We start from the raw sequence: 14,137 nt of genomic DNA, 5'->3' as shown, positions 1-14,137 counted from the left end.
TCCCGAAGAGGTTAGAGATTTATGGAAGTGCAAGGAGGCAAACAGATGGTGTCTCGCAAGCAGATCAGCACCGCGCTCCTGCTACTCGCGCTGATCGTTCCCATGCTGGCAGCCTGTGGCGGTGGCACCGCCGCGACGCCCACCAGCGCGCCGGCGGCTAACCCGACCGCCGCGCCCGCCGCTGAGGCTACCGCCGCGCCGGCTCCCACCGCCGCGCCCGAGCCGACAGCTGCGGCCGCCCCGACTGCTGCGGCCGAGCCGACCGCCGCTACCGCCTCGGGCGGCGCCATGGCCGGCGCGCCTAAGCTCGCCGTTGAAGACGGTGCCGAGCTGCGCGTCTCGAGCTGGGGCAACCCATCCGAACAGAAGGTCAACACCGACTCGTTCGCGCGCTTCAATGCAATGTACCCCAACGTCAAGATCAAGTACGAGCCGCAGCCCGACAACTTCCAGACCAAGATCAAGGCCGATTTCGCCGGCAGCACCGAGCCCGACGTGTTCTACCTCGACTCGTCGCTGATGACTGCGCTCGCGCCCAACGACCTGCTGCTGTCGCTCGACAGCGCCATGGCCGAGGGTGGCGTGAAGACCGGCGACTACGTCGGCGACCTGGTTACGCTGTTCCAGCAGAATGGCAAGACCTACGCGCTGCCGAAGGATCAGGGCTCGCTGGCGCTGTTCATCAACAACGACATCGCCCAGAAGGGCGGCGTCGACCCGGCCAGCCTGAAGACGTGGGACGACGTGACCGCCGCCGCCAAGAAGATGACCTCGGGCGAAGGGCCAGCCAAGATCTATGGCATGTGCTCGAACGCCGATAGCCAGCGCGGCACTGCCTTCATCCTGCAGACCGGCAACCCGATCATCGACAATGGCAAGGCCGTGTTCAACAAGGACGACGCGATCAAGGCGGTAGAGTGGTGGTATAGCTTCAAGAAGGACGGCACCGGCGAGCTGTTCAAAGAGCTTGGCGCTGGCTGGTGTGGCGAGGCCTTTGGGAAGGGCAAGGTTGGCATGGTCGTCGAGGGCGGCTGGATGCTGCCGTTCCTGGCCGACCCGAGCAATGGCGCGCAGAACGTGAAGTACACCGCCGTGCCGCTGCCCATCCCGCAGGGCGGCAAGCCGGCCACGCTGGTGTTCACCAACGGCTGGGCCGCCTCGGCGCGCACCAAGTACCCGAAGGCCGCCGCCGCGCTGGTGCTGTTCCTTACCAGCGCCGCGAACCAGAAGCCGATCCTCGAAACCGGCTTCGCGCTGCCGACGATCAAGAGCCTGCTGACCGACCCGTACTTCGAGAAAAACCCCAACGCCAAGGTACTGGCCGAGGCGCCGTCGTACGGCAAGGTGGCCGACCTGGTGTTTGGCGGGCCGGCCAAGAAGGACGACGTGCTCAAGCCGATCGGCGACGCGTTCGAGCAGATCTTCTCGGGCGGCGCCGATGTCAAGAGCGCGCTCGACCAGGGTGCTCAGGCGGCCGACCAGGTGCTGAGCCAGTAGGCACGCCGAGCAGGTAGATCCGGCACCACGCCGGTGTGGTGGTAGCGCTGGCGAGGCGCGGCCACCACACCGGTACACCAAGGAGGGTTTTCCATGGCCACCTCCACCACGGCCACCGGCGCCCGAACTGCGCGCCAGCGTACCCTGGCGCGCCAGGAGGCGTTTACGGCCTATGCTTTTATCGCGCCATACCTGATCATCGCGGGCATCTTCACCGTGGCGCTGCTGGTGTATGCGTTCTATATTAGCTTCACCGACCTCAAATCGCCGCTCTCGCGTACCTCCAACTTTGTGGGCCTGGCGAACTATATCAACGCTTTCAAGGACGCTGAGTTCCAGATCTCGCTGATCAATGTCTTCTGGTATTTTGTGATTGTCACAACATTCCAGACGATCGGCGCGATTATCGTCGCGATGCTGCTGAACAGCAAGCTGCGCGCCCAGCGGCTCTACCGCACGCTGTTCTACGCGCCCAGCGTGGCCTCGTCGGCAGTGATCTCGATGATCTTTCTGTGGCTGTACCTGCGCACCGGCTGGATCAACTACTTCCTGGGCACCGACGTAGCCTGGATCAACGATGCGCGCGGCCTGTTCCAGCTGCTGCTTTCGCCGTTCGGCGTGAAGATCAGCTCGACATTCCTCAAGGGGCCAAGCATCACCTGGATGGCGCTCATGGCTATGAATATCTTTACGACCATCCCATCGCTCATGGTGATCTTCCTGGCGGCGCTGCAAGACATCCCAAGCTACGTGTACGAGGCCGCCGAGATCGACGGCTCGACCGGGCTTCACGCGTTTTTCAATATCACCCTGCCGCTGCTGCGCCCGGTGATCACGCTGGTGATTGTGCTCGGCACGATCGGCACATTCCAGGTGTTCGACCAGGCGTTCATCATGACCAAGGGCGGCCCGCTTAAGTCGACGCTCACGCCGGTGCTGCTGATCTACACCAAAACACTGGGCGAGGGCACGTCGTCGAATGCGGCGCTGGCGGCGGCGATGGCGTTTATTCTGGCGCTGATTATCTTCTTCTTTACGTTCATCCAGCGCCGCTATATCGAGAGCTCGAGCGAGCGGTTCTAGCGTGCGTGTAAGGAAGGAGAACCCATATGGCTGTTTCGGTTGAGCAGCGCCCGCTGGCGGTGGCGTCGCCGCAGCGATCGCCTACGCAGACAGTCTCAGTCGCTTTGCGCTATATCCTGATCACCATCCTGGCGACGATTGTCTTTATGCCGTTCATCCTCTCGTTTCTCGGGACGTTCAAGAGCAACCCCGAGGTGACGGCCTACCCGCCGACGTTTTTGCCGCGCGAGTGGCACCCCGAGAACTGGGTGCAGACCTGGAGCGTCGAGATCAGCGGCGCCGGCAGGAATGTGTTCGCGCGCTGGTTCTTCAATAGCTTCTGGCTGGCCGTGCTGAACATGGCGACGCAGGTGTTTTTCTGCTCGCTCGCGGCCTACGCCTTCGCGCGCATGCGCTTCCCCGGCAAAGAGCTGATCTTCTCGTTTATCATCGCCAGCATGGCCATCCCCGGCGCGGTTACGCTGATCCCTGGCTATGTCTTTTTCGCGAAGCTCGGCTGGATCAACACCTACCTGCCGCTGATTGTGCCCAAGCTGGTGGTGCCGTTCGGCATCTTCATGCTCACGCAGTTCTTTAAGTCGATCCCGCGCGAGCTTGAGGAGGCGGCGTATATGGATGGCGCCAGCCGCTTCCGTACCTACTGGAATGTGGCGATGCCGCTCTCGCGCCCCGCGCTGATTACACTGGCGATCATCCAGTTCCAGGGCTCGTGGAACGATTTCCTTGGCCCGTTGCTGTACCTGCGCGATGCCAAGCTGCTGACGCTCACCGTCGGCCTGAACTTCTTCAAGACGCAGTACGCGGTCGAGTGGAACAAGATCCTGGTCGGCTCGATGTTCAACGCCATCCCGATCCTGATCATCTTCTTTATCTTCAATAAGTATTACATGGAAGGCGCAAGCTATAGCGGCCTGGCCGGGCAGTAAGACGGGTTCTGTCTCCTGGACGTAACTATGGGATATCAAGCGGCAATTTTCGACATCGACGGCGTGCTGGTCGATTCGCCCCACGAGCTGGCCTGGCGCGAGGCGCTGGCGCGGCTGATGGCCGGGCCTTGGGCTGGCCAGGCCGGCGCCACCAGCTACACGCCCGAGCGCTTCACGAGCGCGGTGTATCAGGCATATGTGTCGGGTAAGCCGCGCGAGGCCGGCGCGAGCGCCGCGCTGGCGTACTTCGGCATCGCCGACCCCGACGGGCGCCGGCTGCGCGAGTACTGCGATACCAAGCAGGCGCTGCTGCTTGCGCTGATCGAGCGCGGCGCATTCACCGCGTTCGACGACGGCATTCGCCTGCTGCTGCGCCTGCGCGCCGCTGGTGCGCGCGTGGTGGCGGCGTCGTCGTCGAAGAATGCCGATCTGTTCCTGCGGCGCGTGTCGCTTGAGCGCTTCGGCGATGCGTTTACACTGCCACCCGGCGCGACGCTGCTCGACATGTTCGACGCGAATGTGAATGGGCACGCGGTGCCGCGCGGCAAACCTGATCCGGCGCTGTTTCTGCTGGCGGCTGCGGCGGTAGGCGCGCTGCCTGCCGCCTGCGTGGTGGTCGAAGATGCGCCGGCGGGCGTGCAGGCGGCCAAGGCCGGCGGCATGGCCTGCGTGGGCGTGGCGCGCCGCGGCGATGCCGCCGAGCTGCGCGCCGCCGGCGCCGATTGGGTCGTGGCCGACCTCGACGCGCTGCCGCTGGCCGAGCTGGCCTAGGCGATTGACAATCCGATGGGCGCAGTGTACATTCAACCCACTTTCATGCCAGCAGAGGAGGCCCGAGATGCGGACACACTCGCCTATCTGGATGCGCCGCGCCGCCCTGGTGGCCGTTGTGGTGCTGGCCGCCTCGTGCGTTGCGGCTAGCATGGCGAGCGCGCGCATGGCCTCGGCCACGGTGCGCGCCGACGCGCTGCGGCAGGCGCACCGTAGCTGGGATAGCCGGCCGTTCGTGCGCTACCGCATGGTGCTGCAGGCGCCTTCGTGGTGCCGTATGGACATGGAGATCAGCAACGAGCAGATCGCGAAGGTGTACGAGAACTCGTGCCCCGGCGCGCCCAAAACCGTGAGCGACCTGTTCGATTTTGTGCGCCAGCTCGACAGCCACCCCGACACGGTGTACTGCGCCGCCGATGGCTGCGAGTGCGTCGAGCAGCGCTTTGTGCTGGCCGAGTACGACGCGCAGTTTGGCTTCCCGCGCGTGATCCGCGCGCGGCGCCAGCGCACCGCGAACCTCGATGGCCTGTGGGCCTACATGCTGGCGCGTGGCCTGCCAAATTGCCTCACGCCGCGCGATACCGAGGTTGTGCGCGTGCTGTCGTTTCAGCCGCTTTCGTAGGGCGCAACCCTGCATTATTCTGGGAACGTGAGTCGTGAACGCGCGCTGTGCTCACGGTTCACGTTTCGTGTTTCTATAGGAGCTAGCGCTATGAGCGAGCAAGGAGGACTGCTCACATTCTCGCCCGTCGGCGAATCGGGCTGGGTGATCGAGGTATTGGGGTACGACCCGGCGCTCGAGCCGACGATCGAGGCGGTGTTCGCGCTGGTGAATGGCTACAGCGGCACGCGCGCGGCGCTGGAAGAAGGCTGCCGCGCCGCCCGGCCGGCTACGTTTGTGGCTGGGGTGTTCAATACGCCCACCCACCCGCAGGCGGCGGAGCTTGAGGCGCCTATCCCCGAGCTGGTCGTGGCGCCCGATTGGTCGCGCCTGCGGATCTTTGTCGAGGGCGACGAGCTGACGCTCGACCGCGCCGAGCTGCTGAGCCAGCGGCGCGTGCTCGATATGCGCCAGGGCGTGCTGATCCGCGAGTGGCGCGTCCGCGACGCGGCTGGGCGCGTTACCAGCCTGCGCAGCCTGCGCTTCGCCTCGCTCAACGACCGGCACGCGCTGGTGCAGCTGCTCATGCTGATGCCCGAGAATTACAGCGGCCGCCTCGCGCTCGAAAGCCTGGTCGATGGCCGGGTTGCCAACGAGAATAATACTGTGCACCTTGCCCCGGCCGAGGTGCGCGCCGGCGCGGCCGATCAGCTGCTGGCGATGCGCACGCTGCAGTCGGGCTACCTGCTGGCGTTCGCCGCCCACGCCGACCTGCGCGACGCCGACGGCCGGGCGATCGACGGCGCGCCGCTGCTCGAAGAGCGCGTGGTTGGCATGCGCTGGGAAGTCCAGGCCGAGGCCGGCCGCATGCTCGAGCTGCGCAAGCTGGTGGCCTGCGTCACCTCGCGCGATACCGCCGACCCCATCGCAGAGGCCCAGCTGCGGCTCGCGCGGCTGGTGCAGTCTGGCGGCGGCGCGCTGCTGGCGGCCCAGGCCGGCGCGTGGGCCGCGCGCTGGGCCGCCACCGACATCCAGATCGCCGGCGACCCAGCCACCCAGCGCCAGGTGCGCTTCGCGCTCTACCACCTGATCGGCGCGGCCCACCCCGACGAGCGCGCCTCGATCGGCGCGCGCGCGCTCACCGGCGAGCGCTACCGCGGCCACGTGTTCTGGGATACCGAGACGTTCGTGTGGCCGTTTTACCTGTTCACCGACCCGCCCACCGCCCGCGCGCTGCTGATGTATCGCTACCACACGCTCGCCGGCGCGCGCAACAAAGCCCGCGACTTAGGCTACCGCGGCGCGCTGTTCGCCTGGGAGTCGACCGACACCGGCGAGGAGACTACGCCGCCGTTTATCAATGTGCCCGGCCTGGGCCGCCAGGCCATCCTCACCGGCGTCGAAGAGCACCACCTTGCCGCCGATATCGCCTACGCGGTCGAGCAGTATCGCCAGGCGAGCGGCGACGAGCAGTTCTTCCGCGAGTACGGCGCCGAGATGCTGCTCGACATTGCGCGCTTCTGGGCCAGCCGCGCTACCCGCGGCGCCGACGGCCGCTACCATATCCTCAAGGTGATCGGCCCCGACGAGTACCACGACTCGGTCGACGACAACGCCTACACCAATGTCATGGCACAGTGGACGCTGCGCCGTGGCCTGGATGCCGCCGCCACGCTGGCGCGCGACGATCCCCCGCGCTGGGCCGCGCTGCGCGCCAGGCTCGGCATTGCCGACGACGAGCTGGCATTGTGGCGCGCGGTGGCCGACGGTCTCGTCGACGGTTTCGACGCGGCGACCGGCCTGTTCGAGCAGTTTGCGGGCTACTTCCGGCTGGGCGAAGTCGATCTGCGCGACCACGACACTGCCGTGCAGACGCTCGACGTGAAGCTCGGCTGGGATACCCTGCAGACGCTCCAGGCGCTCAAGCAGGCCGACGTGGTGATGCTGCTGTTCCTGCTGTGGGATACCTTCGCCCCCGAGGTGCGCGCGGCCAACTTCCGCTTCTACGAGCCGCGCACCACCCACGATAGCTCGCTCAGCCCGAGCTTCCACGCGCTGGTGGCAGCGCGCCTGGGCGACTTGCCGATGGCCGAGCGCTACCTGCGCCAGGCCGCGCGGATCGACCTCGACTTCACGCGCAAGGGCTGGGCCGGCGCCAGCGGCGGCGTGCATATCGCGGCCCAGGGCGGTATCTGGCAGGCGCTGGCGTTCGGCTTCCTCGGTATGCGCCCCAGCGACGAGGGGCTGCGCTTCGAGCCACATATTCCGTCAGCGTGGCGCGAGCTGCGCATGCCCATCCAGTGGCGTGGCCGGCAGCTGCGCGTGGCCGTGCGCCCCGGCTCGCCCGGCTCGCCCGGCTCGCCCGGCTCGATCGAGGTGCTGGTCGAATCCGGCGCGCCGCTGGCGCTCGCGGTCGGCGATGGCCCTTGGCAGACGGTGGCGCCTGGCGCGAAGCTGGGGCCGCTGCCGTATGCCTAGCAACGGGCGGCGTACCTTATTCGGCTGAATACGTGCTGTATGGTGGGGGTTTGGGGGCGGCTTCGCCGCCCCCGAATTTCTTTTTGTGTTGCACTGCGTGGCGAAGCCACGCAGTGCAACACAATCTATAGAGCAATCCTATTATGAGACCGATAGGATTGCTATACGTGATCAAGCGAAGAGCGTAGAAGCCCTACATAATTGTAACTTGCCCATGTACAGTATAGACAACCAAGCGCCTGCAAATCGACCCGCGCCCGGGGGCGGCCCGACGCCATGACGCGTTGCGTAGAGCGGTGAAGTGGTCTATAATCGCACGCTGACCGCCTGAACTGTGAAAGGGAGACCCCATGAAGCTAGACGCCGCCGTCGCCGTCGATGCAGCTCATCTACGCGATGTGGCTGCCACGGCGCGCGCCGCCGAAGAGCTCGGCTTCGCCGGCCTGTGGGCAGCTGAGACGCAGCACAATGGCTTCTTTCCGCTGGTGCTGGCCGCCGAGCACACCAGCCGTGTCGAGCTTGGCACCGCCGTGGCGATCGCCTTCCCGCGCAGCCCCATGGTGATGGCTCAAAACGCCTGGGATCTGCAGGCGCTCTCGGGCGGGCGCTTCCTGCTTGGCCTTGGCACCCAGGTGAAGGCGCATATCGAGCGCCGCTACGGCATGGCCTGGGACGCGCCGGTGGCGCGGCTGCGCGATTATATCGGCGCGCTGCGCGCAATCTGGCACAGCTGGCAGACTGGCGAAAAGCTCGATTATCACGGCCAGTTCTACCAGCACACGCTCATGACGCCGTTTTTCAACCCTGGGCCGATCGCCAACCCGCATATTCCAATCTATATCGCTGGCGTGAACGAAGGCCTGGCCCGCCTGGCAGGCGAGACGTGCGAGGGCTTTCATGTTCACCCGTTCCATAGCGTCGCCTATATCAACCAGGTGGTGCGCCCGCAGGTGGTCGCCGGCGCGTCGCGTGCCGGCCGCGCCCCCGGCGATGTAGCGCTGGTCAGCAGCGTGTTCGCGATCACTGGTCGCAACGCAGCCGAGATCGAGGCTGCGCGCGACGCCGCCCGCGAGCAGATCGCGTTCTATGCCTCGACGCCAACCTACCGCGTGGTGCTGGCATGCCACGGCTGGGAAGATATCGGCGAGCAGCTCTCGCGCCTCGCCGCCATGAAGCGCTGGAGCCAGATGAGCGCGCTTGTGGGCGACGAAATGCTCGAGGTGTTTACCGTGCAGGCTCCGCCCGATCGCATCGGCGCTGCGCTGCGCGCGCGCTACACCGGCGTGCTCGACCGGGTGTTTTGCTATATGCCCTACACGCCTGGCCCGCTCGACGAGCTGTGGCGCGCCATGATCGCCGCGGTGCACGCATAAGCCTGGCCCAGCCGCACGCGCATATCGGCGACGAGTAAGTTCCAGGAAAGCGGAAACGGCTGCCATCACGGCAGCCGTCGCAGAGGGGCGATGGTGAGGTCAAACCAGCGCAATCGTGCCCAGTAGCGCTGCTGGTGCCCATCGCAACACCAGTACGTTTTTAGGATCTAAATTAGCAAGAAGCGTGCCACGGCTTGATCGCGCACCGCCGCTCAACCCGCGAGAATCTTTGCACGCGATCACGGCCTATGCTACAATACAGCGCCTCCCGATGACATATAGGCGCCCCATACAGGTGAAAGCGATGCTTTGCCGTTGGGAACGCATGTGGTTATACCGAAACTACGCCGCCGCTGCCACGCCGGCATGCTGGCGTGGGCAGTATTATGCGTTGGGCCGGGTATGCGGCCCGCGGGCGGCGATTGGTCAGTCGAATGAAAGGAGAACGACGCATTGATGCTCGGCCGGGCGCTGCCGCCCAATGATGCTATGTTGTACGATCGTGCTGGTCGTTTCGATGTTGAAGGAGTGCTTGTATGGGTCAGCTAAACCAATCGCAGCTTTACGCTGTGCTGGTGGTGCTTGGGATCGCCATCCTCAGCCTGGTGTATACCTTTTTTCTGCGCTCGCAGATCCTCTCGCAGGATAAGGGCACGGCGCGCATGCAAGAGGTGTGGGGCTTTATCAAGGCCGGGGCAAATGCCTACCTGGGCCGGCAGTTCCGCACGATCGTCATTCTGATCGGCGTGCTGACGCTGGTGATGGCCGCCAGCGTGTTTGTGGTGCCTCCCACGGCCGAGGCTAACGAGATGTTTGGCGCCAATGCCACCACCTACGTGGCGATCGGCCGCGCGATTGCCTTCCTGATGGGCTCGCTGTTCTCGTACTCGGTGGGCTTCATCGGCATGAACGTGGCCGTCGAGGGCAACGTGCGCGTGGCCGCGGCCTCGCGCAAGGGCTACAACCCGGCCATGCAGATCGCGTATAAGTCGGGCTCGGTCACTGGTATGCTGTGCGTCGGCCTGGGCCTGCTTGGCGGTACGCTGATCTTCTTGGTGTTCGGCATGGCCGCCCCCGACGCGCTGCTGGGCTTCGGCTTTGGCGGCTCGCTGATCGCGCTGTTTATGCGCGTGGGCGGCGGTATTTACACCAAGGCCGCCGATGTCGGTGCCGACTTGGTCGGCAAGGTCGAGGCCGGCATCCCCGAGGACGACCCGCGCAACGCGGCAGTTATCGCCGACCTTGTCGGCGATAACGTCGGCGACTGCGCCGGCATGGCCGCCGACGTGTTCGAGAGCTTTGAGGTTACGCTGGTGTCGGCGATGATCCTGGGCATCGTGCTCGGGGCCGCCTCGGCATCGCCCAACGTGCCCGGCTCGGCGCTGCGCTTTGTGGTCTTCGCACTGCTGCTCCGCGGCATCGGCGTGATCGCGTCGATCATCGGTAACCAGTTCGTGCGCACCGACGAGCGCCGCCGCAACGCGATGGCTGCTATGAACAAGGGCTACTATATCGCCGCCGCCATTGCGGTGCTCGGCTTTATAGCGATCACACCCTTCTTCATGACCGACCCGACCACCGGGCAGGTCGATTGGCGGCCGTTCCTGGCCACGCTCTCGGGTATCATCCTGGCCATCGTGCTCGACAAGCTCACCGAGTACTTCACCTCGACGCACTACTCGCCGGTGAAGGAAACCAGCAGCGCCTCGCAGACTGGCGCGGCCACCAACATCCTCTCGGGCCTGTCGCTGGGCATGGAGTCGAGCGTGTGGGCGATCATTGTGATCGGCCTGTCGATCCTGGCCTCGGTGCTGATCTTCAGCGGCTACTCCAGCAACGCGACGATCCAGTTCGCCTCGGTGCTGTACGGCGTGTCGCTTACCGGCATCGGCATGCTCTCGCTCACCGGCAATACGATCTCGATGGACTCGTTCGGCCCGATCTCCGATAACGCCAATGGCATCGGCGAGATGGCCGGGCTCGATAAGAACGCCCGCAACGTGATGGACGACCTCGACGCGGTCGGCAACACCACCAAGGCCGTCACCAAGGGCATCGCGATTGGCTCGGCGGTGATCGCCGCCGTGGCACTGTTTGGCTCGTTCCTCACCGATACCGGTAAGGTGCAGCAGCAGCTTGGCCAGACGCCGCTCTCGGGTATCGATGTGGCCTCGCCGCTGGTGTTCATTGGCCTGCTGGTCGGCGGCGCGGTGCCGTTCCTGTTCTCGTCGCTGACGATCCGCGCGGTGTCGCGCGCGGCTTCGCAGATTGTGAACGAGGTGCGGCGCCAGTTCAAGATCCCCGGCTTGATGGAGGGGAAGGTGCTGCCCGACTACGCCCGCGCCGTCAGCATCTCGACCTCGGCGGCCCAGAAGGAGCTGGTCAGCCTCGGCGTGATCGCGGTGATGGTGCCGGTGCTTGTCGGCTTCCTGCTGGGCGTCGAGGCGCTCGGCGGCTTCCTGGCCGGCATCATCCTCTCGGGCCAGCTGATGGCCGTGTTCCAGTCGAACGCTGGCGGTGCCTGGGATAACGCCAAGAAGTACATCGAGGAAGGCAACTACGGCGGCAAGCACTCCGAGCCGCATAAGGCCGCCGTCGTCGGCGACACCGTCGGCGACCCGCTGAAGGACACCGCTGGCCCGGCGCTTAACCCGATGATCAAGGTGATCAACCTCGTGGCGGTGATCATCGCGCCGATCGTGGTCACCGTGCGCGTGCCAGGCCAGTCGATCGGCATCGGCGTGATTGTGGCGATGCTGCTGTGCCTCGCGGCGCTAGTCTGGGCGATCTGGCAGAGCAAGCGCGAAGGCGAGTCTGTGGCTGTTGAGCCAAGCTCGCCGGTGCCGAGCGCCAAGAAAGCCTAGCTGCTGAAAGCCTGCGTAGGAACAAGAGTGCGAGGGGCAATGCCCCTCGCACTCTTGTTGCCTGACGTCGTGGCCACATTCGTGGCCACGACCCGCCAGAAACACTGCCGCCAACAGAAAAGCGACGGGCCGCAATTGCGGCCCGTCGCTTTCGACTCTCGAACTGGCAAGGAGCTACCAGCGGCTCGAGCGGCGCTGCTGCTGGAAGCAGTCGTCGCAGTAGACAGGCTTGTCGCCGCGCGGCAGGAACGGCACTTTGGCCTCCTTGCCGCAGTTGGCGCAGGTGACGGTGTGCATCTCGCGCTCGCCGCCGAAGCTGGCGCGACCGCCACCACCGCCACCGCCGCCGCCACGCCGGCTGCTGTAGCCGCCGCCGCCGCCGCCGTAGCTGTCCCGGTCGCTGTAGCCGCCGCCGCCGTAGCTGTCCCGATCGCCGTAGCCGCCGCTGCTTCGGCCACCGCCCTGCTTGCGCGCCTGACGGCAGGAGGGGCAGCGCGAAGGCTCGTTGGTGAAGCCTTTCTGCGCGTAGAACTCTTGCTCCCCTGCCGTGAACACGAACTGCGTGCCACAATCCCGGCACGTTAACGTTTTGTCAGCGTAGCTCATCGCTCGCCATGCTCCTTTGGATCGGCTACGATCCACTCCTGAAACCAGTTGCCGAACGGGGGTTTGGGTTACGACAAGCTCTCGGGACTGCGCTTGCAGCGGGCAAAGCATCCGGGGCACTTCGCGGGGACCAAACCTTGCCAGCCACTATATCATATGTTTTATTACAATTCAAGGGTCAGATCGCAACCGTGGGAGAAAATCTCACTACTCTTGTAAAGAGTTTTGCTCTTTTAACCAGGCAGCCAGCGCCCGATCGCCGCCGCGAGGTGTGCCGTGTAGCCTGGCAGCAGCGGAATAGCGCCCACTCCGCTAGAGTACTCTTCGGGCAGGCCTGCGCCAGGGTAGAGCAGCAGCGCTGTAAGGCTGGCGCGCCGGCCCTCACGGCCAATCGCGCCGAGGTACGTGTACGCGTCGGCTAGCGCGTCCTGCGGCACGCGCTGGCCATCGGCCTCGACCCGGTACTTGGCGTCGAGGATGATCGCCTGCGGTGGCTGGCCGGCAGCGCGCAGCTCGATCGCCAGGTCGGGCACGTGGGTGTAGCGGTCGAGCGAGCCCAAGCCAGCAGCACCAGGCGCTTGGCGCCGGGCGCCGCCGGCCTCTGCCGCATCCTCAGCTCTCGCTTCTCCTCGTGCTGGGCGATAGCGTGGCTGGTAGCGCAGCGTGATCGTCCACTCGCCACGTGTAACCTCGAGCAGCGGCGCGCGCTCGCTCAGCGCGACGACGTGCTCGAGCGCGTCGTCGCGCGGCTGGCGCACCTCAATCAGGTGTTGGGCGCGCAGCTCGCCGCCAAGCGTCAGCAGCGCTTCGGCCACCTGGATGGCGCACCAGCTTTCGTACAGCCGCGGCAGGTCGGCGATCGGCGTGGCGAACAGCGGGCTATCGAAGGCGAACTGCGGCTGCTGGCGCAGCGCCTGCCACATGCGGTATACCTCGCGATAGTGCGCGTCGCGCTGCAGCAGCGGGGTGGCGCCGCGAAAGGCCAGCAGCGCGTGCACCTCGGCCAGAAATGGCAGCGCCTGTAGCTCGCGCAGTGTGGCGCTAGCTTCGGCGCAGCCGGCCACAATCTGCTCGGCGCGCGCGCGGCGCGCCATCGCGAGGTCGGCGGCGGGCGCGCTGGCCGCCAGGCGCGCGGCCTCGCGCGTGGCCAGCGTGCCGACAAAGCGCGCCCGCCGCGCCAGCAGCACCAGCAGGTGCTTGAGCAGCCTGTGCTCGTAGGTGTCGGCGCTGGGTTGGCCGGCGCGCCCTGCAACTTCGCGCGGCAGCACACCGCCGCCAGGCCGCAACGCTGCCTGAAGCTCGGCCGCAACCTCGGGTGGCGCCGGGTCGAACTCGCCGCGTGCCAGCCCGGCCAGCGCCGCCGCGCTAATCTCTGCGGCGGTGCCCAGCGGCTCGCGCGTGGCTACGTCGCGCAGCTGCTCGCGCGGCTGCGCGGCGATGCGACGTACTGCCCGCGCAAACACGCCGAGCCGGTCTTCGAGCAGCGCATAATACTCTTCGGTCGGGCTGAGATTCCAGGGTGCGCCGCGTTCGAGCGCGGCGCCTTCGGCGCTGGCGCCGCCCAGCGCCACCACCAGCCGGTAGGCCACCCGTTGCAGGTCGTCGATCAGCGCCTCGTAGCGCGCCTGGTCGATCTTGCGCGCCATCACGCGCAACGCCAGGTCGCGCCGGGCCGTGCCCGAGCTCTCGTCGATCGCCAGCTCGACACGGTGCAGGCCCACTGCCGTGCCTGGGTTCCAGCGCCAGCGCCAGGTGGCCTCGCCAGGGCGCAGAAATGGCTCGAGCACGATGCCGTCGATGCGCAGCACTAGGCGCGCGCCCGGGGCTGCGCTGCATACGAACTCGGCCGGCTGGTGCTCGGCCAGCGCGGGAAGCTCGGCTGTGGCGGCGGGGCTGACATCGATCTCGATCATAGCGGAAGCAGATCTGGCTGCACGT

General features: G+C 66.1%; 11 protein-coding genes. 8 read left to right on the top strand and 3 right to left on the bottom strand.

The window, feature by feature from the left end; genetic code table 11:
• Nucleotides 1-45 precede the first annotated feature (45 nt).
• Nucleotides 46-1,497 (top strand): extracellular solute-binding protein, encoded by a 1,452-nt coding sequence (locus U0177_RS12150; RefSeq protein ID WP_409570899.1) that lies wholly within the window; start codon nt 46-48, stop codon nt 1,495-1,497.
• Here the strand turns inward: U0177_RS12150 and U0177_RS12145 are convergent.
• Entirely contained in the window at nt 1,467-1,592 is a 126-nt protein-coding gene (locus tag U0177_RS12145; RefSeq protein ID WP_409570898.1) for a hypothetical protein, read from the bottom strand. The two genes, U0177_RS12150 and U0177_RS12145, sit on opposite strands and share 31 nt — an antisense overlap.
• On the opposite strand from U0177_RS12145, the gene U0177_RS12140 reads away from it, so the two are divergent.
• The 7 genes from U0177_RS12140 (at nt 1,591) to U0177_RS12110 (ending at nt 11,593) form a co-directional block, all read left to right on the top strand.
• A complete protein-coding gene (locus tag U0177_RS12140) occupies nt 1,591-2,580 on the top strand; it encodes a carbohydrate ABC transporter permease (protein WP_409570897.1) in 990 nt (329 codons plus the stop codon). The genes U0177_RS12145 and U0177_RS12140 overlap by 2 nt on opposite strands.
• A 26-nt stretch (nt 2,581-2,606) precedes the next feature.
• Nucleotides 2,607-3,506 (top strand): carbohydrate ABC transporter permease, encoded by a 900-nt coding sequence (locus tag U0177_RS12135; protein ID WP_409570896.1) that lies wholly within the window; start codon nt 2,607-2,609, stop codon nt 3,504-3,506.
• 27 nt (nt 3,507-3,533) lie between these two features.
• A complete protein-coding gene (locus tag U0177_RS12130) occupies nt 3,534-4,277 on the top strand; it encodes an HAD family hydrolase (RefSeq protein ID WP_409570895.1) in 744 nt (247 codons plus the stop codon).
• A gap of 67 nt (nt 4,278-4,344) precedes the next feature.
• On the top strand, nt 4,345-4,899 hold the full coding sequence (locus U0177_RS12125) for a hypothetical protein (protein ID WP_409570894.1): 555 nt from the start codon (nt 4,345-4,347) through the stop codon (nt 4,897-4,899).
• Between the two features lie 90 nt (nt 4,900-4,989).
• The gene (locus U0177_RS12120) at nt 4,990-7,356 is read left to right on the top strand and encodes a glycoside hydrolase family 65 protein (protein WP_409570893.1); all 2,367 of its coding nucleotides are present in this window, start codon (nt 4,990-4,992) and stop codon (nt 7,354-7,356) included.
• A gap of 350 nt (nt 7,357-7,706) precedes the next feature.
• Nucleotides 7,707-8,729 (top strand): TIGR03617 family F420-dependent LLM class oxidoreductase, encoded by a 1,023-nt coding sequence (locus U0177_RS12115; protein WP_409570892.1) that lies wholly within the window; start codon nt 7,707-7,709, stop codon nt 8,727-8,729.
• 536 nt (nt 8,730-9,265) lie between these two features.
• Nucleotides 9,266-11,593 carry a sodium-translocating pyrophosphatase gene (locus U0177_RS12110; RefSeq protein ID WP_409570891.1) on the top strand — a complete coding sequence of 776 codons (2,328 nt, stop codon included), beginning with the start codon at nt 9,266-9,268 and terminating at the stop codon, nt 11,591-11,593.
• 174 nt (nt 11,594-11,767) lie between these two features.
• On the opposite strand, the gene U0177_RS12105 is transcribed toward U0177_RS12110, so the two are convergent.
• Together U0177_RS12105 and U0177_RS12100 are read right to left on the bottom strand one after the other, a co-directional pair.
• Nucleotides 11,768-12,199, bottom strand: coding sequence for a zinc-ribbon domain containing protein (locus tag U0177_RS12105; protein WP_409570890.1), 432 nt, complete (start codon nt 12,197-12,199; stop codon nt 11,768-11,770).
• Between the two features lie 233 nt (nt 12,200-12,432).
• A complete protein-coding gene (locus U0177_RS12100; protein ID WP_409570889.1) occupies nt 12,433-14,112 on the bottom strand; it encodes a DUF2357 domain-containing protein in 1,680 nt (559 codons plus the stop codon).
• Nucleotides 14,113-14,137: the final 25 nt, after the last annotated feature.

This window comes from Kouleothrix sp. (assembly GCF_046328425.1).
GTDB lineage: Bacteria > Chloroflexota > Chloroflexia > Chloroflexales > Roseiflexaceae > Kouleothrix.
This window is presented reverse-complemented; position numbering and strand designations above follow the sequence as displayed.

Bases quoted from the DNA above. Each gene is read 5' to 3' on its own strand.
- U0177_RS12150 (WP_409570899.1), top strand. From the start codon at position 46: ATGGTGTCTCGCAAGCAGATCAGCACCGCGCTCCTGCTACTCGCGCTG.
- U0177_RS12140 (WP_409570897.1), top strand. From the start codon at position 1,591: ATGGCCACCTCCACCACGGCCACCGGCGCCCGAACTGCGCGCCAGCGT.
- U0177_RS12145 (WP_409570898.1), bottom strand. From the start codon at position 1,592: ATGGAAAACCCTCCTTGGTGTACCGGTGTGGTGGCCGCGCCTCGCCAG.
- U0177_RS12135 (WP_409570896.1), top strand. From the start codon at position 2,607: ATGGCTGTTTCGGTTGAGCAGCGCCCGCTGGCGGTGGCGTCGCCGCAG.
- U0177_RS12130 (WP_409570895.1), top strand. From the start codon at position 3,534: ATGGGATATCAAGCGGCAATTTTCGACATCGACGGCGTGCTGGTCGAT.
- U0177_RS12125 (WP_409570894.1), top strand. From the start codon at position 4,345: ATGCGGACACACTCGCCTATCTGGATGCGCCGCGCCGCCCTGGTGGCC.
- U0177_RS12120 (WP_409570893.1), top strand. From the start codon at position 4,990: ATGAGCGAGCAAGGAGGACTGCTCACATTCTCGCCCGTCGGCGAATCG.
- U0177_RS12115 (WP_409570892.1), top strand. From the start codon at position 7,707: ATGAAGCTAGACGCCGCCGTCGCCGTCGATGCAGCTCATCTACGCGAT.
- U0177_RS12110 (WP_409570891.1), top strand. From the start codon at position 9,266: ATGGGTCAGCTAAACCAATCGCAGCTTTACGCTGTGCTGGTGGTGCTT.
- U0177_RS12105 (WP_409570890.1), bottom strand. From the start codon at position 12,199: ATGAGCTACGCTGACAAAACGTTAACGTGCCGGGATTGTGGCACGCAG.
- U0177_RS12100 (WP_409570889.1), bottom strand. From the start codon at position 14,112: ATGATCGAGATCGATGTCAGCCCCGCCGCCACAGCCGAGCTTCCCGCG.